The sequence below is a fragment of the Catellatospora sp. IY07-71 genome (assembly GCF_018326265.1).
GTDB lineage: Bacteria > Actinomycetota > Actinomycetes > Mycobacteriales > Micromonosporaceae > Catellatospora.
Genome location: NZ_AP023360.1, coordinates 614,631 through 633,646 on the forward strand (window position 1 = coordinate 614,631; position 19,016 = coordinate 633,646).

Here is a 19,016-nt window from a genome sequence, read left to right on the forward strand (position 1 = left end):
ACGGCCTTACACCGTCACTTTCCCGCGCTGTACCGCGGGAAGGCGGCCGCGCCGGCGTAGCGGGCCGCGTCGGCCAGCTCCTCCTCGATGCGCAGCAGCTGGTTGTACTTGGCGACGCGGTCCGAGCGGGCCGGGGCGCCGGTCTTGATCTGGCCGCAGCCCATCGCGACGGCGAGGTCGGCGATGGTGGTGTCCTCGGTCTCGCCCGAGCGGTGGCTCATCATGGTGCGGAAGCCGCTGCGGTGGGCCAGCTCGACGGCGTCGAAGGTCTCCGTCAGCGAGCCGATCTGGTTCACCTTGACCAGCACCGCGTTGGCCGCGCCCTCGGCGATGCCGCGCGCGATGCGGGTCGGGTTGGTGACGAACAGGTCGTCGCCGACGATCTGCAGCTTGCCGCCGAGCTGCTGGGTCATCGCGGTCCAGCCGGCCCAGTCGTCCTCGGCCAGCGGGTCCTCGATCGACACGATCGGGTACGACTCGGCCAGCTTGGCGTAGTACGCGATCATCTCGTCGCGGGACTTCGCGGCGCCCTCGAACTGGTAGGCGCCGTCGGAGTAGAACTCGGTCGCCGCCACGTCCAGCGCCAGCACGATGTCGGTGCCCAGGCTGTAGCCCGCGGCCTGCACGGCCTCGGCGATCAGGTCCAGCGCCGCGGCGTTGGTCGGCAGGCTCGGCGCGAAGCCGCCCTCGTCACCCAGGCCGGTGGACAGGCCCTTCTTCTTCAGCACGCTCTTGAGCGCGTGGTACACCTCGGCGCCGGAGCGCAGCGCCTCACGGAAGCTCGGCGCGCCGATCGGGGCGATCATGAACTCCTGGATGTCCACGTTGGAGTCCGCGTGCGCGCCGCCGTTGAGGATGTTCAGCATCGGCACCGGCAGCAGGTGCGCGTTCGGGCCGCCCAGGTAGCGGAACAGGCTCAGCTCCGCGCTCTTGGCGGCCGCCTTCGCCACCGCCAGCGAGACGCCCAGGATGGCGTTGGCGCCCAGCACCGACTTGTCCGGGGTGCCGTCCAGCTCCAGCATCTTCGCGTCGATCAGGCGCTGCTCGCTGGCCTCGTACCCGATCAGCTGATCGACGATCTGGTCCTCGATGTTCGTGACGGCCTTCTCGACGCCCTTGCCCAGGTAGCGGCTCTTGTCGCCGTCGCGCAGCTCCAGCGCCTCGTAGGCGCCGGTGGAGGCGCCGGACGGCACCGCGGCACGGGCGATGGTGCCGTCGTCGAGACCGACCTCGACCTCGACGGTCGGATTGCCGCGGGAGTCGAGGATCTCCCGGGCTACGAAGCCTTCAATGGTGGCCACGTGTGCTCCCTCGTTCGTTGCGCTCACAGTGGTGGTCGTCGGCAGTGACAGCCCTGACCGGAGCGGCAGGTGCGTACCTGGGCAGCCTATCGAGCCGTCACGGCGCCGGGGTCCGCGGCCGGTGGTCCGTCACCCGCGCGCCGTCGGGCAGGTCGAACACCGACGCCGGGGGCGCCCCGGTGACGCGCAGCAGCGACTGGTCGACGCTCACCCCGCCGACCACGCCGGAGAAGCTCGCGAGCACGCCCTCGGCCGTCACGCAGACGGTGAACCCGCCCGCGTCGGCGTCGGTCAGCCCGGACACCTCCAGGCAGGTGGCCTGGCGCCCGGCCAGCGTGGCGTCGAACGCCTCCACATCGGCCTGCGACTGCAGCTGCGCCGCCTGCAGCAGGCCCGTCACCACCGGCGCGGTGACCAGGCCGTGCTTGGTGACCTCGGTGTAGCCGGTCAGCTCGGCGGGGCCGGCGCTGGGCAGCGGCCGGACCTGGCAGCGCGCCGGGCGCACCGCGGTCACGCAGGAGGTATGGCCGCCGGAGTCCACCACGAGCCGGCCGCCGGGGTACGCGAACACGGTGCGGGCCGGGCCCGTCTGCTGCGAGATGGCGCCCTTGGCACCGCCCGCCAGCAGGTACTCCGCGTGGTAGCGGTACGAGGCGGCCCGCTGGAGCTGCGCGGTCATGTCGGTGATGAGGCGCGCGCGGTCGGGCGCGACCCCGTCGTCGGTGATGACCTGGCACCCGGTGAGCGCGAGCAGCGCACTCAGCAGAGGGGCCAACGTGACACGCATGGCCGACAGCCTCTCCCATCGGCCCCGCGCGGCGCAAACCCTCATACGGACAACAGTGTGCGCAGGTGACGCGGCGGCGGCGAGCCGAACGACAGCATCCGGTCGTGCCATTCCCGCACGCTCACCCCGGCCGGGCGCTGCCGCGCCAGCTCGGCCACCTCCGCCCAGCCGACGAAGTACGTCGACAGCTGCGCCGAGGAGAGCAGGCTCCGGCGCCACTTGCCCGCCGCCTCGCCCTCCTCCTGGAAGCCGCGGTCCAGCATCAGCGCCATGCCGTCGGCCTCGCTCAGATCCTCGCAGTGCACGAGCTGGTCCAGGATCGCGTTGATGCTCATCCGCAGCTGCATCTTCAGCTGCGTGGCCCGCACCGGCAGGCCGCCGTAGCCGCGCTCGACCATCGCCTGCTCCGCGTAGACGGCCCAGCCCTCCACGAACGGCCCCGAGTGGCCCAGCGCCCGCACCCGCGTGCTGCCACGGTAGCGCCGGGCGTGCGCCAGCTGCAGGAAGTGGCCGGGCATCGCCTCGTGCACGGTCAGGTTGCGTACGGCGTGGTCGTTGTACTCCCGGTAGAACGACTCGACCCGCTGCGCCGGCCAGCCCGCCGGGGTCGGCGCGATGCAGTAGAACGTGGGCACCGCGGCCGTCTCCAGCGCGCCCGGCGGGTCGCAGTAGGCGATCGCCACGCCGCGCGAGAACTCCGGCATCTCCTCGATGACCAGCGGGTCGTCGATGAGGGTGACCAGGTCGTGTTCGCGTACGAACGCGGTGGTCTCCTCCAGCGCGTGGTGGGCCAGGCTCACGATGGTGGCATCGTCGGGGTGCTCGGCGGCGATCATGTCCAGCGCGCGGCGCACCGTGGCGTCGTCGGCCGGGCCGCCCACCAGCTCCGCGGCCACCTCACGCAGCTCGGCGGTGACCCGCTCCAGGTTCTCCTGCGCGCGTTTGAGCACGTCGGCGGCGCTCAGCTCGGTGTCGAGGGTGTGCCACAGCTTCGCCTCCCACAACCGGCGGCCCAGCCGCGGATCGCGGCCCTCGCCACGTCCGGCCTGCTCGGTGCACCAGGCCGAGAAGTCGTCCAGGGCCAGCACCGCGGCGGCCGCGATCGGCTGGATCTGCTCGGCCAGCCCCGGCTCCTGCACGAGCAGCCCCGGCAGCTCGCCGCGGACCAGGGCGGCGGTGCCCGCGAACTGGCCCGCGGCCGTCTCCAGGTGAATCCGCGGCGCGTCGCGCAGCACGGACCGCGCCGTGGCCAGCGCGTCCGGCAGCTGCGTCAGCCGTCCGGCCAGCGCGTGCAGCCGCTGCTCGACCGGCGCGAACGGGCGCGCGATCAGGTTGTGCAGCAGCCCGCCCGGGTTGTGCCGCAGCGGGTTCCACTGGTACGACCGGACCTGGGTCAGCTCGAACAGCTGCCGGTCCACCAGGGCGCTGAGGATGGCGTGGTCCACCCGCTCGGCGTCGTCGAGGTCGTCGGCGTCCACCTGGGACAGCGCGCCCGCCGCGTCGTTCAGCATGCCGATGTCGGCGGTGATCCCGTCGGGGGACAGGTCGGGCAGCCGGTCGTCGAACCGGTGGTCACCGGCCGACGCGGCCAGCTCGGGGGACGACTCCAGGAGCGCGTCGCAGATGTGCTCGGCCAGCGGTGCGAAGTCCAGCGTCACGGCCCCAACCTACCCGCCGCACCCGCCCTCCGTCGGCCAGCCCGCCCTCGATCATCCGTTTTGCCTGGCAGATGGGCGTATCTCGCGCGCGCTTTCGCCCATCTGCCAGGCAAGTCGGGCGATCTTGGCGTGTCGCGCGGGGATCAGGGCCGGTCGGCGAGTGATGCGGCGTAGCGGCGCAGCTCCTCGCGGAGGGCGGCCTCGGCGTCGGTGTCGGGGCCGGCGGCGGCCACCAGGGCGAGCAGCCTGCCGCCGAGGGTGTCGGACGGTTCCGGCGCGGGCAGGCCGTGGCGGCCGATCCGGGTGAGGATCTTCGCGGCGAGGGTGAGCGCGGGCAGCGACCAGGTCAGCCCGTCCAGCGCGGACTCGGCCGGCGCACCCGCGTGGCCCTTCTCCTCGGCCTTGATCCGCTCCCAGTTGGCGATGATCTCGTCGACGTCCTCGACCGGGGTATCGGCGAAGACGTGCGGGTTGCGCCGGATCATCTTCGCCACGAAGTCCCCGGCCACGTCGTCGACGTTCCAGGCGGCGCCCTCGGGCAGCTCCTGCGCCAGCTGCGCGTGGAACAGCACCTGCAGCAGCACGTCGCCCATCTCGTCGCGCAGCGCCGCGTGGTCCCCGGCGACGATGGCGTCGTACGCCTCGTACGCCTCCTCCAGCAGGTACTTCGCCAGGGTGCGGTGGGTCTGCTCGGCCCGCCACGGGTCGCGGGCCTGCAGCCGCTCGGTCACCGCGACCGCGTCCAGCAGCCGCGCGCCGGGCGGGTCCCACGAGCCGTACATCAGCTCCAGCTCGGCCAGGCCGGGCTCGCGTGCCAGGCGCAGCCCCAGCTCGCGGGCGAGGAACTCGTCCCCGCCCGGCCCGGCCAGCCACACCGCCACCGGCTGCGCCGCCTCCAGCAGCAGCGTGGCGTTCGGCTCGGGCACGACGGTCACCGTCGCGCCCGACGTGCGCAGCGCGTGCGTGGTCTCGCTCTCGGCACCGGCCAGCACCGGATGGGTCCGGACGAGGTCCCAGGCGGCGGCCGTGAGCAGCCCCGCCGGCATCCGCGGCGAGGTGACGAGCAGGACTATCCGGCGGGACACCGTCAGCTGTCGGTCACCGCGGAGGACGACTGCTGGCCCAGGTCGGCGGTGACCGCCGGGCCCTGGTTGAACGACAGCAGCGGGATGGCCAGCGTCCGGTAGCGCGGGTTGATGGACACGCCCAGCGACTCGGCGGCCTGCTCCAGCTGCTGGCGCTGCCCCAGCGCGGCGGCGACCTGGCCACCCGCGGCGAGCTGGTCCTTGACCAGGTCGAAGGCGTTCGCCGGGTCGGCCGCGTTGATCGCGCCGACCGCGACGCCGTTGTCGTACACCTCGCGCAGGTCGGCGTCGGTCGGCTGGACCGACTTGGCCGGCAGCGCCTGGCGGCAGGCCTCCATGCGCGCCTGCACCACGGTCAGCTCGGGCTGACCGGCCGGCACCTGCGGCGGCGGCGGGGTCACCCCGGCGCTCTTGGCGGCGCGCTCGCACACCTTGTCCAGCACCAGGATCTGCACGACCTGGGACCGCTCCGGCAGGGACTCCGGGTTCATGCCCGGCATCGCCTTGATCTGGTCGTAAAGCTTGGTGACCTGGTCCTCGGTGATGGTCGTGTCCCCCACGTACGCGGCGACGTTGGGGTTCGACCGGCAGGCGGCCAGGGCCAGCATGGCGGCGACAAGGCCGACGGCGGCGGTCAGACGGCGCACGGAATCCTCCAGAGACACGCTCTTACCCGGCAACTCTCTCACGAACGGAGTCTCCGGGAGATCTCAGGGTCGATTCAGGTGTTCGGGGGGTCCGTAAACAGGCATCGGCAGGGCAGAATTCCGCCCGTGACGACGCAGACGCTTCCCCGCACCACCTCGGCCTGGGTGGACCTGGCCCGCACAGGGCCCGACGCGGTGCAGGCCCCCGCGGTGGTCGCCGCCGTCTACCGGCTCTGGCTGATCGCCTTCGCCCTGAAGATGCTCGGCTCGAGCTGGGACATGTCGTGGCACTTCAAGTGGCTGCGCGACGACCTGGCCCCGCCGCACCTGCTCAACACCGCGGGCACGGTCATCGTGGTGGTGCTGGTGCTGTTCCAGGCATACCACAACGTCGGGGTGGACGCGCTCGCCAAGCGCCTCATGGTCGGCGGCACCGCGACCTTCCTGGTGGCCATCCCGATCGACATCCTGAACCACCGGATCAACGGGCTGGACATCACGGCGTGGAGCCCGAGCCACGCGCTGCTGTACATCGGCACCGCGTTCATGCTGCTGGGCGTCGCGCGCGGCTACTGGATCTCGACGCCGCCGAGCCGGGCGCGCATCCTGGTCAGCGCCGCGATCTGGGGCTTCTTCCTGGAGAACGTGCTCTTCCCGAGCCAGCACCAGGAGTACGGCGTGCTCTCGCTGGAGTCGTGGCGGGCGGGCGCGCCCACCGCCGAGCCGATCCTGCTGCAGTTCGCCGCCGACCAGATCGGCCGCCAGGTCGACGACATCGCCGTGCAGGGCTTCGCGCTGCCGGTCGGGCCCGGGGTGTACCCGGCCTGGATCGTCGGCGCCGCCGTGCTGACCCTGGTCGCGGCGCGCGCGCTGGTCGGCGCCCGCTGGACCGCCACCGCGATCGCCGCGAGCTACCTGGCGTACCGCCTGGTCATGTGGGGTCTGCTGGCCGGCACCGGCTTCCCGAAGTCGATCCCGCCGTTCCTGCTGCTGGCCGGCGCGGTCGCCGTCGACCTGGTGTTCCTGGCCTTCGCCGCGCGCGGTGCGAAGTCGCTGATCCCCCGGCAGGCCGGGCCGGAACGCGTCGCGGTGAAGAGCGGCTCGGGCCTGGTCCCGGTGCTGGCCGTGGCCGTGCTCGGCGCGGCGATCGCCACCGCGGCCACCGCGGGCGCGGGCTGGCTGCAGGACTTCTTCATCGGCACCCCGCCGATCGACTACCCGGCCTACGGCTACGGCTTCGCCGCCCTCGCCCTCGGCTGGGCCGTCATCGCCGTCCTCACCCGCCCCCGCCACTCCTGACCGACCCGACGACGCGAAAGGCGGGCAGGCCCCTCGGGCCGCCCGCCTTTTCCGTCCCCGTCGCCGCCCGGCCCGGCGGCCCAGTCCGGCGGCCCAGTCCGGCGCGCTCGGCGCGGCGCCATGATCGTCCGACTTGCCTGGCAGACGGGCGTATCTTGAGCGCGCATTCGCCCATGTGCCAGGCAAGTTGGACGATCTTGAGGGGCGGGCCGCGCGGCCCGCGTGGGCGGGCGGGGCGGGTCAGGCGAGCCAGTCGTGTTCCATGCGGACGCGGGCTTCGAGTTCGAGGAGGTGGCGTTTGGCGGGGAGGCCGCCGCCGAAGCCGACGAGTTTGCCGCCCGCGCCGACGACGCGGTGGCAGGGCACCACGACGCCGACGGGGTTTCGGTTGCAGGCCATGCCGACCGCCCGCGCCGCGTCGGGCTCGCCGACCGCGCGGGCCACCTCGCCGTACGTGTGCGTCTCGCCGTACGGGATGCGCGACAGCTCGGCCCAGACCGCCCGCTCGAAGTCGCTGCCCCGGCGGATCGACACGGGCACGGTGAAGTCGATCAGCTCTCCCGCGAAGTACGCCCGCAGCTGCTCGGCGACCTCGTCCAGCAGCGGATCGACCTCGACCGGCACGTCCTGAGCGCCGAACAGCACCCGGCACAGCCCGATGTCGTCGACGGCGAGGCCCAGCGGCCCGACCGGCGTGTCCACCACGGTCCACCGCTTCGTCATCCGAGCACGTCCTTGAGCAGCTGAGCGCACCAGTCGAGCAGCGCCTGGTCGCGCAGCGGCTCGCCGCCGACCCGGCGGGTCATCGGCGTGGGCACGCTGACCTGCGAGTTCGCCGTCTTGTACACCGCGTCGGGGTGGTAGCGCTTGAGCCGCAGCTGCTTGGAGTCGGGCAGCTCCAGCGGGCTGAACCGCACGTGCTTGCCCTGCAGCGAGATCTCGGTGAGCCCGTACTCGCGGGCCGTCATCCGCAGCTTGGCGACGGCGACCAGGTTGGCCACCGGGGCGGGCGGCTCGCCGTAGCGGTCGGTCAGCTCGGCCACCACCTCCTGCAGCGCCGCCGCGTCGCGGGCCGAGGCGAGCTTGCGGTAGATCTCCAGGCGCAGCCGCTCGGAGTCGATGTAGTCGTGCGGCAGGTGCGCGTCGATCGGCAGGTCGATCTTGACCTCGGCGACCTCCTCCTGCGCCGCGCCGCCGCCCTTGAACTGCTGCACCGCCTCGCCGACCATGCGCACGTACAGGTCGAACCCGACGCCCTCGATGTGGCCGGACTGCTCGCCGCCGAGCAGGTTGCCCGCGCCGCGGATCTCCAGGTCCTTCATCGCTACGTACATGCCCGCGCCCAGTTCGGTGTGCTGGGCGATGGTGGCCAGCCGCTCGTGCGCGTGCTCGGTGAGCGGCTTCTCCGGCGGGTAGAGGAAGTACGCGTACGCGCGCTCGCGGCCGCGGCCCACCCGGCCCCGGATCTGGTGCAGCTGCGCCAGGCCGAGCAGATCGGCGCGCTCCAGGATGAGCGTGTTCGCGTTCGGGATGTCGATGCCGGACTCGATGATGGTGGTGGCGACCAGGACGTCGTACTCCTTCTCCCAGAAGCCGACCATCACCTTCTCCAGCGCCTCCTCGCCCATCTGCCCGTGCGCGGCGACGACCCGCGCCTCGGGCACCAGCTCCCGCAGCCGCCGCACCGCCTTGTCGATGGTCTCGACCCGGTTGTGCAGGTAGAACACCTGGCCGTCGCGCAGCAGCTCGCGGTGGATCGCGGCGGCCACCTGCTTGTCGTCGTACGCCCCGACGTAGGTCAGCACCGGGTGGCGCTCCTCCGGCGGGGTGGTGATCTGGGACATCTCCCGGATGCCGGTGATCGACATCTCCAGGGTGCGCGGGATCGGCGTCGCGGACATGGTCAGCATGTCCACGTTGGTGCGCATCTCCTTGAGGCGCTCCTTGTGCTCGACGCCGAAGCGCTGCTCCTCGTCGACGATGACCAGGCCGAGCCGGTTGAACCGGGTGCTCTTCTGGATCAGCCGGTGGGTGCCGATGATGATGTCGGCGCGGCCCTCGGCGGCCATGTTCAGCGTCTCCTCGGCCTCCTTCGGCGTCGCGAAGCGCGACAGCTGCCGCAGCACCACCGGGAACTGCGCCATCCGGTCGGAGAACGTGTTGTAGTGCTGCTGCGCCAGCAGCGTCGTCGGCACCAGCACCGCCACCTGCTTGCCGTCCTGCACCGCCTTGAACGCCGCGCGCACCGCGATCTCGGTCTTGCCGTAGCCGACGTCGCCGCAGATCAGCCGGTCCATCGGGGCCGACTTCTCCATGTCGGCCTTGACCTCCTCGATCGCCGACAGCTGGTCGGGGGTCTCCTGGTACGGGAACGCGTCCTCCAGCTCGCGCTGCCACGGCGTGTCCGGGCCGAACGCGTGCCCCGGCGCAGCCTGGCGCGCGGCGTAGAGCTGGATGAGCTGCGCGGCGATCTCGCGGACCGCCTTGCGGGCGCGCGCCTTGGCCTTCTGCCAGTCCGCGCCGCCCATCTTGTGCAGGGTCGGCTGCTCGCCGCCGACGTAGCGGGAGAGCTGGTCGAGAGCGTCGGTGGGCACGAACAGGCGGTCGCCGGGCTGGTTGCGCTTGCTCGCGGCGTACTCGATGACCAGGTACTCCCGGTCCGCGCCGTTGACCTTGCGCTGCACCAGCTCGACGTACTTGCCGATGCCGTGCTGCTCGTGCACCACGAAGTCGCCGGCCCGCAGCTCCAGCGGGTCGATGGTGTTGCGCCGCCGGGACGGCATCCGGCCCAGCTCGCGGGTGCCCGTGCCGCGCCCGCCGGAGATCTCCGCCCCGGTGATCACAGCGAGCTTGGCGGCCTCGTCGACCAGGCCCTGCCGCAGCCGGCCGCAACTCACCACGACCTGGTTCGGCTCCGGCAGGGAGCTGATCCGGTCGGCGAGCACCGCGCCGACCCCGGCGTCGCGCAGCACCTCGACCGAGCGCTGCGCCGGGCCGTGGCCCTCGAAGACCAGCGCCACCCGCCAGCCCTCGGCCAGCCAGCCCTTCACGTCGGCGACCACCTTCGCGGTGTCGCCGTGGTACACCGTGGGCTGGGTCGCGGCCCAGGTCAGCACGGTGCCGGTGTCCGGCGCGACGTCCACCTCGGGCGCGTCCCGCCACGGCTCGTCGACCGGCCGCTCGGTCTCCACCAGGCCGAACGGGGACAGGGTCCACCACGGCAGATCCAGGTCGGCGGCGTGCCCGCGTACCTCCGCCAGGGTCTTGAACGCGGCCGCGCCCAGGTCGATGGGGGCCTTCGCCCCGGCGGACGCGGCCTCCCAGCCCGCCTGGAGGAACTCCTCCGAGGTGCGGAACAGGTCGTGGGCGCGGGTGCGGATGCGCTCCGGGTCGGCGAGCAGCACCAGCGAGTCGCCCGGCACGCAGTCCAGCAGCAGCTGCATCGAGTCGCGGCCGTGGTGCAGCGCGGGCGACAGCGACTCCATGCCCTCGACCGGGATGCCCTCGGCGAGCTTGGTGAGCATCTCCTCCAGCGCCGGATACTGCTCGGCCAGCTCCGCCGCGCGCTCCCGTACGTCCGGGGTGAGCAGCAGCTCGCGGCACGGCGGGGCCCACAGCCGGTCGGACTTGTCGATGGTGCGCTGGTCGGCCACGGCGAAGGTGCGGATCTCCTCCACCTCGTCGCCCCAGAACTCGACCCGGGACGGGTGCTCGTCGGTGGGCGGGAAGATGTCCAGGATGCCGCCGCGCACCGCGAACTCGCCGCGCTTGGTCACCAGGTCCACCCGGGCGTACGCGAGATCGTGCAGCGTGTGCGTCAGCTCGTCCAGCGGCGCCGACGTGCCCGGCCGCAGGTCCACCGGCTCCAGGTCGCCGAGCCCCTTGAGCTGCGGCTGGAGCATGCTGCGCACCGGCGCGACGATCACCCGCAGCGGCCGCCCCTCGGGGTGGGCGAGCTGGCGCAGCACGGCCAGCCGCCGCCCGACGGTGTCCGAGCGCGGCGACAGCCGCTCGTGCGGCAGCGTCTCCCAGGCCGGGTACACCGCCACGGTGGCCGGGTCGAGGAACTCGCCGAGCGCCTCGGCCAGGTCCTCCGCCTCCCGACTGGTCGCGGTCACCACCAGCACCGGCCGCTGCCGCGCCGCGCCCGCCACCAGGAACGGGCGGGACGACGCGGGCGCGGTCAGGTCCAGTTGCGGCTCGGTGCGGGCCAGCGCGACGGCGCGGGCCAGCGCGGGGTCGGTGAGTGCGGCTTCGAGGAGTCCGGTGAGGTTCACGGTGAGCGCCTTCCCGCCCGGTGCGCACGGGCCGTGGCGGCCACGGCGAAAGCCCCGCAACCAGGCAGGTACGGGGTTCCACCGCAGAGCCTACTCCGCGCCGACGACATGATCGGCGCACAGCGCGGGAGTGGTTCAGCGCCTGGGTACGGGCACCCTGCCGGTCCCGTCGACGCTGAGGCGGCCCAGCGGGCGGTTCAGCTTCTGCACCGCGCTCGCGTCGGTGAAGGCGGGACCACCCGGCACGTACGCCCGCAGCCACCGCCCGCCGGTCAGCATGACCGACGCGGTGAACTCGCGCGGGCTGTCCAGGTCGGGGCCCTGCGCGCGCACGATGGTGAGCGTGCGCCAGCTCACCCCGTCCGCGCTGGTCTGGATCCATACGTTCGTGTCCGCGGGGAAGAACTCCGCCCCGGGGTATGCGACGAAGCCGTGCACCCGCCAGCTCTCGGCACGCATGGTCCCGCCGGTGCGCGCGGCGGTGAAGTTCTGGACGACGGCGTCCTGCTGGACGCGCAGATCGCGCACCGTGGTGGTGCAGGGCAGGTAGAACGCGGAGTCTCCCTCGCCGCGATACACCGCGAAGAGTTCGTTCACACCGGTCGGCGGCACGTCGGTCGTCGTGAACCGCCCCGCCGCGTCCGTGGTGACCTCGCCGGTGCCCACCGGCTTCCGGTACGACCCCAGCTCCCAGTGGGCCCGCACCACCTGGCCGGGCAACGGCTCCCACACCCCGTCCACCTGGCGTTCGAGCAGGCCCCGGACCTCGACCGCCGTGCCCGCCCGCACCGTGCCGGGGTCGACCTCGACGCTCAGCCGGGTCGGGGTCTGGACCAGGCCGACCCAACGCTGGACACCACTGTGGTCCATCGCCTCCACGACGGAGTTCACCGTCACCGAAGCTCCCGCGGCCAGCGTCAGCTCCATCCGGAAGGCGCCGTCCGCGCCCGTGGCCCCCTGCGCCGTCTGCCGGGGATACTCCGTCCCGTCGGCGGACATGTACGCGTCGGCGCCGATCGTCACCCCCGCGACCGGGGCCGGCGTGTTGGCCGATGGATGAATGACCAGGTGGCGTCCGCTGATCGTCACGGTCCGGTGGCGGAAGTCGACGGTCTCCGGCGCGGCCGCGACACCCTCGAAGCGCTCGCGCAGCCGGTACCGCAGGCTCCAGAACGCGCTCTGCGCGTGCGCGTACCCGCCGTCGGCCGTCCACACCTCGACGGTGAGCGGGTAGTTCCCCAGCTGGGCGAGCGAGAGGCGGCCCGAGGCGCGCCACTCCCCGTTCAGTGCCGTCCCGGAGTGCAGCTCGAACGCCTCGACGGTGGCGACCTCCACCCCGGCGAGGGTGACGACGTGCGCCTTGATCGCCGTGACCGCCACGGCGGACTGGATCCGCACCGCGACCCGGCCGAGGTCGTCACTCACACTGCCGGCCCAGTCCACCTTGGGCGCGGTGGCGGCACGGGCCCCGCCGGGCGCCGCGACCGCGGCCGCCGCCACGCCGAACAGCACCATCGCCCGCCTGCGGCTCACTCTCATGCAGACCCCCGCGTCACCTAGACCACTGCGCGGAGAGCGTACGAGAAACGAGATCAACTCACATGGCCCGTTCGGGCGGCAGATCGTCCCGCACCCGTGGGTGCACCGTCCGTTCAGGGGAGGGCGCGCACGGCCGTGGCCCGGCGCGCCCTCCCCGAGCCGGATCAGGCGCAGAACTTGTCGATCTCCGCGCCGGCCTTCTCGATCTCGGAGCCGTCCATCAGCTTGTCGGCGTCGTCGATGGTCTTCATCGTCGCGGCCTGGGCCTTCAGGGCCGTGGCGAACGCCTGGATGCCGGCCTTCAACTTCGGGTCCTCCGCCTTGGCGGCCTCGGCGGCGATGCCGTCAGCCCACTTGGCGAAGACCTTCTTCATCGCGTCCACGGTGGCCTTGTCGATCTGCGCCTCGGTCGTCTTGCCCTTGACCGCGTCGGTCACCGCCTTGGTGGTCTCCGCCTCCAGGGTCTTGCCGGCGAGCACCTCCTCCAGCGCCCCGCACACCTGCTTGGTGTTGGCGGAGTAGTCGGGCGCGGCGGCGGAGGTGGCGGGTGCCGCAGCGGGGTCCGCGGCGGAGCCGCAGGCGGCGGTGGCGAGCAGCGCGCCACCGAGGACAACGGCCGCGAGAGCACGTCGCATGAGAGGTTCCTCTTTCCGTTCGGAATAAGCCTCCGGGCCCGGAGGATCCGCAGTCGGCGGCCGGGCGGGGCGGGTACGCCGAGAAGCCTGCGGCAGGCCGCTGCCGGACCGCTGCGCCGTCGCTGCCCGACTGCTGCCACACGCTGCCGAGCGGCTGCCGTACCCGCCTGACCAGCACTTTGGGCAGCCCGATCAGCAATCCCGCAACGTGGTGACCGGTGCGTCCCCCGCATCCGGCACCGTTCAGGACCCCTGCCATGCGCCGAGAACATCTGCCGGGCCCCAAGTCAGCGCGAGCCCGTCGCGGCCGAGTTCGGCGGCCGTCCCGGACAGGGACACCGCCACCAGCTCAGTGGACCCCGGCTCGAACCCCGGGACCTGGGCCGCCGCGCGCGACAACGCGGCGAGATCATGCCGGTCGAAGGGCGTCCCCAGCCACTTGACCGAGCCGATGAAGAAGAGTTGACGGGCGACCGGGCCGCGGTCGGCTCCGACCAGATCGACCTCAGGGTCGAACTGCCGGTTCCACCACCCGCCCACGGCGGCGTCCGGCCACGGCAGCAAACCGGAGGCCGCCGCCAATTCCAGTGCCTCGCGGACCAGTGGCTCGACCGCTCGGCCGCGCCAGGACGACCACCGCCGGGCCACCATGCCGAAGGCGGCCTGTGCCCGGCCGCGCCGCGCCTGCTCCTGTGCGGTCCGCAGGGCCGCCAGGTACAGCCGGAGATTGCTGTCGGCGATCCGGTACAGCGCCGGCTTGCCCGGATGCGTGGAGCAGGGTTCGTCCACGGCGACGACCCGCTTCTCCTCCACCAGCCGCCGTAGCAGCGGGGATAGCGAGCCGGAGGCCAGCGGGCCCTGCCGTCCGCCGGCCGAGGCCGCGATGTTGGCCTGGGTCCGGTCACCGCTGCCGATCGCCTCCAGCACGCGTCGCGCCTGGTCAGGTCCGGGAAATTCGGCGAGCAGCGTGGACTCGGGGATGCTGAACAGCGGGGATGCCGGGTCCTCGCACTCTCGCTCGATGAACTGGAGCGCGGGCATGCCGTGCGGCCAGGCACGCAGGATGCCGGGCAGGCCGCCGCAGACGAGGTGAGCGTCCACCGCGTCGGCCGCATCAAGGCCGAGGGCCTGCGCCGTATCCGCGGGGGTCAGCGGCCCCAGCACCATGTTGTCGGCGCGCCCGAAGAACGGCCGGTCGTACGCGGTGAGCCGTTCCATCATGTGCAGGTCACTGCCGAGCAGGAGCAGCAGCACCGGCCGGTCGCGCAACAGGCGATCCCAGGCGACCTGCAGCGCCCCGTCGAACATGGGGTCCTGTTCGGTCAGCCAGGGCACCTCGTCCAGCACCACGATCGACGGCCCCGCCGGCAGCACCGCGGCCAGCGCACGAAAGGCGTCGGGCCAGCTGCCCGGCGCGACCTGCGAGACGAGTTCCCGGTCGACCGGCAGGGAGGAGTCGCGCAGATCCCGGCAGAAGGAATCGACCGCCTCGATCGGAGAGCTGCCCTTCACGGCGGTATGGAAAACGAGCGGCCGCCCGGCCCGGTTGCAGAACTCCTGCACCAGCCGGGACTTGCCGACCTGACGCCGCCCGCGCAGCGCGACGGCCACCCCGGACCCACTCTCAGCGATCCGGTCCAGCCGCTTGTGCAGCAGGTTCAGTTCGGCATGGCGCCCGACGAAGTCGCTCACAAGCCCTCCGGAGTTATGTAGATTGAATCTACGTAGATTCAATCTACATAACTTCTTGTGGCGGAGGCGCGCCTGCTTCTAACGTGCTGCCCATGAATCACGATCTTGACTATCGGCCGGTCGCCTTGGTCACAGGCGTGGGACGCAGCACGAACATCGGGGCGGCGGTGGCCCGGCGGCTCACCACCGACGGATACCGCGTCATGCTCACCGGCCTGCCGTCATACGACGCCGAACAGGGCCTGCCCGGCGGCGATCCGGCCGCCCTCGCCGCCGAACTCGGCGCGTTCTGGCACCCCGCCGACCTGACCGCACCTGGCGGGCCGGAGGCACTGGTCGCCGCCGCGGTCGAGCACTTCGGCGCACTGGACACACTCGTCTCCTGCCACACCTACTCGACCCACACCCCGCTCGGCGAGCTGGACTCCGCCGAGATCGACCGGCACCTGACCGTCAACGTGCGCGCCAACATGCTGCTGGTGCAGGCGTACGCCGCCGCGCACGGCGAGGGACGTCCCGGTCGGATCGTGCTGTTCACGTCGGGACAGCGGCTCGGGCCCATGACCGGCGAGCTGGCGTACGCGGCGAGCAAGGCCGCCATCGAGTACCTGACCCGCGACTTCTCGGTGCTGCTCGCGCCGCGCGGCGTCACCGTCAACGCGATCAACCCCGGCCCCAACGACACCGGCTGGGCGGATCCCGAGACGCACGCCTGGGTCCGCGAGCGCTTCCCCGCCAAACGCTGGGGCACCCCCGACGACACCGCCAAACTCGTCAGCTGGCTCTGCTCCGCCGAGGCCGGCTGGATCACCGGCCAGATCATCGACTCCGCCGGCGGCTGGTCGCGCGACAACGCCTGACCACCCTTGCCGGCCCGGTCCCGCGGGTTGATCATCCGACTTGCCAGGCAGATGGGCGAAAGCGCGGTCAAGATACGCCCCTGTGCCGGGCAAGTCGGATGATCATGGTCGGAAATGATCGCGAAATATGGGATGGTCCGCGTCACAGGGGCGGATAGGGGGCGGGGGCAGTAGCATCCTGCGCAGGACAGCGCTGTCCTTCGGACCCACGGAAGGAACGCGCGGTGAGTGAGCTGACCTATCACCCGGACGTCGACGGCGCCTCGGCCGACGCGGACGGCGCGGACGCCGCGCTGCGGGCCGACATCCGCCGCCTCGGCACCCTGCTCGGCCAGACGCTGGCCCGCCAGGAGGGCCGCGGCCTGCTCGACCTGGTCGAGGAGGTGCGCGCGCTGGTGCGCAGCGACGCCGACACCGCCGCGGTCAAGCTCGGCGGCCTCGACGTCTCCACCGCGACGCTGCTGGCGCGGGCCTTCTCGACGTACTTCCACCTGGCCAACATCACCGAGCAGGTGCACCGGGCGCGCGAGCTGCGGCGCCGGCGCGCGGTGGTCGGCGGCTGGCTGGACGGCGCGGCCAAGCTGATCGCCGAGCGCAACGTGCCCGCCGGCGAGATCGCGGCGGCGGCCCGGCGGCTGGCGATCCGGCCGGTGTTCACCGCGCACCCGACCGAGGCGGCGCGCCGCTCCATCCTGACCAAGCTGCGCGGCATCGCCGACCAGCTCGACGGCGAGTTCGCCGCGTCGGCTCTCTACGGCGAGACCGCGACCAACGACCGCCGCCTGTCCGAGCTGCTGGACCTGCTGTGGCAGACCGACGAGCTGCGGCTGGACCGGCCGGACCCGACCGACGAGGCCCGCAACGCCGTCTACTACCTGCGCGACCTCTACGACGACGCGGCCCCGCAGGTGCTCGACGACCTGGCCGAGACGCTGAAGCGGCTGGGCGTGGACACCGCACCGACCACCCGCCCGCTGACCTTCGGCACCTGGATCGGCGGCGACCGCGACGGCAACCCGTACGTCACGCCCGCGGTCACCCGGGACGTGCTGCTGCTGCAGCACGAGCACGGCATCCGCGCGGTCGAGGCGGCGCTGGAGCACGTGATCAACGAGGTGTCGGTGTCGCGCCGGCTGCGCGGGGTGTCCCTGGACCTGTCCGCCAGCCTGGCCAAGGACCTGGACGCGCTGCCCGAGGTCGGCGAGCGCTTCCGCCGCGTCAACGCCGAGGAGCCGTACCGGCTCAAGGCCCGCTGCATCCGGGCGAAGCTCGCCAACACCCGGTCCCGGCTGGCGCACGGCACCGAGCACCAGCCGGGCCGCGACTACCGCGGCACCCGCGACCTGATCGCCGACCTGGAGCTGATGCGGGCCTCGCTGGCGCGCAACGCCGGGCAGCTCACCGCGGTGGGCCGGCTCGCCTCGGTGATCCGTACGGTGAGCGCGTTCGGCCTGCACCTGGCGACGATGGACGTACGCGAGCACGCCGACGCGCACCACGCGGTGCTGGCGCAGCTGTTCGCGCAGGTCGGCGAGGTCACCAACTACGCCTCGCTGAGCCGCCAGGAGCGGATCGCGCTGCTGGCCAAGGAGCTGACCGGGCGGCGGCCGCTGTCCAGCGTGGACAGCCCGCTGACCGACGCGGCCCGCAAGACGTTCGACGTGTTCGGCACCATCCGCACGGCGCAGGAGCGCTTCGGCGAGGAGGTCGTCGAGTCGTACATCATCTCGATGACCCGGGGTGTGGACGACGTGCTGGCCGCGGCGGTGCTCGGGCGGGAGGCCGGGCTGGTCGACCCGCACGCGCCGCGCGCCTCGGTGGGCTTCGTGCCGCTGCTGGAGACGGTCGCCGAGCTGCAGGCCGGCGGGCAGATCCTGGACGAGCTGCTCAGCCTCGCGCCGTACCGGGCGCTGGTCCGGGCCCGCGGCGACGTGCAGGAGGTGATGCTGGGCTACTCCGACTCCAACAAGGAGGCCGGCATCACCACCAGCCAGTGGGCCATCCACAAGGCGCAGCGCGCGCTGCGCGACATCGCCGCCAAGCACGGGGTGCGGCTGCGGCTGTTCCACGGCCGGGGCGGCACGGTCGGCCGCGGCGGCGGCCCCACCCACGAGGCGATCCTGGCGCAGCCGTACGGCACGCTCGACGGCGCGATCAAGGTGACCGAGCAGGGTGAGGTCATCTCGGACAAGTACACGCTGCCCGCGCTGGCCCGGGAGAACCTGGAGCTGACCGTGGCCGCGGTGCTGCAGGCGACGGTGCTGCACACCACCCCGCGCCAGCCGGAGGAAGCGCTCGCGGGCTGGGACCGCACCATGACCATCGTGTCCGACGCGGCCTTCGTGAAGTACCGCGAGCTGGTGGAGAACCCGCAGCTGCCGGAGTACTTCTGGGCGGCGACGCCGACCGAGCTGCTGGGCGCGCTGAACATCGGCTCGCGCCCGGCCAAGCGGCCCGACTCCGGCGCGGGGCTGGGCGGCCTGCGGGCCATCCCGTGGGTGTTCGGCTGGACCCAGACCCGCCAGATCGTGCCGGGCTGGTTCGGCGTCGGCACCGGCCTGGCCGCAGCGCGCGAGGCGGGCCTCGGCGACCACCTGCGTGAGATGTTCGAGCGCTGGCACTTCTTCGGCACCTTCCTGTCCAACGTGGAGATGATGCTGGCCAAGACGGACCTGTCCATCGCCCGCGGTTACGTGCAGACGCTGGTGCCCGAGCCGCTGCGGCCCATCTTCACCACCATCGAGCAGGAGTACGCCCGCAGCGTCGCCGAGGTCCTGGCCGTGACCGGGGAGTCGGAGCTGCTGGAGTCGCAGCCGGTGCTGCGCCGCACGCTCGGGGTGCGCGACAGCTACCTGGAGCCGCTGCACCACCTCCAGGTGGCCATGCTGCGGCAGTACCGCGACTCGGGCCTGCCCGGCCGGGCGGTGTCCACGGCGCCCGGCGGCCGACGCGCCCCCACCACCGATCCGACACTGGAGCGGGCGCTGCTCACCACCGTCAACGGCATCGCCGCCGGCATGCGCAACACCGGCTGAGGATCATCCCTTCGGCCACCCAGGTTGCGCTCAACGGTTTCACAGGTGGGCGCAACCTGCTCGAAATCGCGGCACGATCTCATCGACGGGGTGATGCACTCGACCGCGGTGCGCGCTACTGCCACACTTGTCACCTGCGGAACGTGGTGAGGTGCTCGGCGCGCCGTGACGGCGGCGGCGAGTGAGGCGAAATGACGCCGT

At 72.5% G+C, this 19,016-nt stretch carries 13 protein-coding genes; 3 read left to right on the forward strand and 10 right to left on the reverse strand.

Annotation, left to right across the window (positions count from 1 at the left end):
- Window positions 1-14: 14 nt before the first annotated feature.
- The 5 genes from eno to CS0771_RS02775 all read right to left on the reverse strand — a co-directional run bounded on the left by eno (window position 15) and on the right by CS0771_RS02775 (window position 5,478).
- A complete protein-coding gene (gene eno, locus CS0771_RS02755) occupies window positions 15-1,301 on the reverse strand; it encodes a phosphopyruvate hydratase (RefSeq protein WP_203755241.1) in 1,287 nt (428 codons plus the stop codon).
- A gap of 97 nt (window positions 1,302-1,398) precedes the next feature.
- On the reverse strand, window positions 1,399-2,088 hold the full coding sequence (locus CS0771_RS02760) for a hypothetical protein (protein ID WP_212839647.1): 690 nt from the start codon (window positions 2,086-2,088) through the stop codon (window positions 1,399-1,401).
- A 41-nt stretch (window positions 2,089-2,129) separates the two neighbouring features.
- Window positions 2,130-3,746, reverse strand: coding sequence for a DUF885 domain-containing protein (locus tag CS0771_RS02765; protein ID WP_244870566.1), 1,617 nt, complete (start codon window positions 3,744-3,746; stop codon window positions 2,130-2,132).
- A gap of 143 nt (window positions 3,747-3,889) precedes the next feature.
- Window positions 3,890-4,831 carry a MazG family protein gene (locus CS0771_RS02770; protein WP_212839648.1) on the reverse strand — a complete coding sequence of 314 codons (942 nt, stop codon included), beginning with the start codon at window positions 4,829-4,831 and terminating at the stop codon, window positions 3,890-3,892.
- A 2-nt stretch (window positions 4,832-4,833) separates the two neighbouring features.
- The gene (locus CS0771_RS02775; RefSeq protein ID WP_212839649.1) at window positions 4,834-5,478 is read right to left on the reverse strand and encodes a hypothetical protein; all 645 of its coding nucleotides are present in this window, start codon (window positions 5,476-5,478) and stop codon (window positions 4,834-4,836) included.
- 126 nt (window positions 5,479-5,604) lie between these two features.
- Here CS0771_RS02775 and CS0771_RS02780 point away from each other — a divergent pair, with 126 nt between their 5' ends.
- Window positions 5,605-6,777 (forward strand): hypothetical protein, encoded by a 1,173-nt coding sequence (locus CS0771_RS02780; RefSeq protein WP_212839650.1) that lies wholly within the window; start codon window positions 5,605-5,607, stop codon window positions 6,775-6,777.
- 240 nt (window positions 6,778-7,017) lie between these two features.
- Here CS0771_RS02780 and CS0771_RS02785 read toward each other — a convergent pair whose 3' ends face one another.
- From CS0771_RS02785 to CS0771_RS02805, 5 genes are all read right to left on the reverse strand, one after another.
- Complete coding sequence (locus CS0771_RS02785; protein ID WP_212839651.1) at window positions 7,018-7,500, reverse strand: methylated-DNA--[protein]-cysteine S-methyltransferase; 483 nt, start codon at window positions 7,498-7,500, stop codon at window positions 7,018-7,020.
- Complete coding sequence (mfd, locus tag CS0771_RS02790) at window positions 7,497-11,054, reverse strand: transcription-repair coupling factor (protein WP_212839652.1); 3,558 nt, start codon at window positions 11,052-11,054, stop codon at window positions 7,497-7,499. Before mfd ends, CS0771_RS02785 begins: the two co-directional genes overlap by 4 nt.
- 135 nt (window positions 11,055-11,189) lie before the next feature.
- Window positions 11,190-12,593, reverse strand: a complete 1,404-nt coding sequence (locus CS0771_RS02795) for a hypothetical protein (protein ID WP_212839653.1) — start codon at window positions 12,591-12,593, stop codon at window positions 11,190-11,192.
- A gap of 164 nt (window positions 12,594-12,757) precedes the next feature.
- Window positions 12,758-13,228, reverse strand: a complete 471-nt coding sequence (locus CS0771_RS02800) for a hypothetical protein (RefSeq protein WP_212839654.1) — start codon at window positions 13,226-13,228, stop codon at window positions 12,758-12,760.
- A gap of 243 nt (window positions 13,229-13,471) precedes the next feature.
- Window positions 13,472-14,962: an ATP-binding protein gene (locus CS0771_RS02805; RefSeq protein ID WP_244870567.1), complete on the reverse strand. Its 1,491-nt coding sequence runs from the start codon at window positions 14,960-14,962 to the stop codon at window positions 13,472-13,474.
- Between the two features lie 50 nt (window positions 14,963-15,012).
- On the opposite strand from CS0771_RS02805, the gene CS0771_RS02810 reads away from it, so the two are divergent.
- Together CS0771_RS02810 and ppc are read left to right on the forward strand one after the other, a co-directional pair.
- Complete coding sequence (locus CS0771_RS02810) at window positions 15,013-15,780, forward strand: SDR family oxidoreductase (protein ID WP_212839655.1); 768 nt, start codon at window positions 15,013-15,015, stop codon at window positions 15,778-15,780.
- Between the two features lie 224 nt (window positions 15,781-16,004).
- Window positions 16,005-18,815, forward strand: a complete 2,811-nt coding sequence (ppc, locus tag CS0771_RS02815) for a phosphoenolpyruvate carboxylase (RefSeq protein ID WP_371821342.1) — start codon at window positions 16,005-16,007, stop codon at window positions 18,813-18,815.
- Window positions 18,816-19,016: the final 201 nt, after the last annotated feature.

Coding starts and splice junctions, on each gene's coding strand:
- CS0771_RS02760 (WP_212839647.1), bottom strand. CDS start 2,088: ATGCGTGTCACGTTGGCCCCTCTGCTGAGTGCGCTGCTCGCGCTCACC.
- CS0771_RS02785 (WP_212839651.1), bottom strand. CDS start 7,500: ATGACGAAGCGGTGGACCGTGGTGGACACGCCGGTCGGGCCGCTGGGC.
- CS0771_RS02795 (WP_212839653.1), bottom strand. CDS start 12,593: ATGAGAGTGAGCCGCAGGCGGGCGATGGTGCTGTTCGGCGTGGCGGCG.
- CS0771_RS02800 (WP_212839654.1), bottom strand. CDS start 13,228: ATGCGACGTGCTCTCGCGGCCGTTGTCCTCGGTGGCGCGCTGCTCGCC.
- CS0771_RS02810 (WP_212839655.1), top strand. CDS start 15,013: ATGAATCACGATCTTGACTATCGGCCGGTCGCCTTGGTCACAGGCGTG.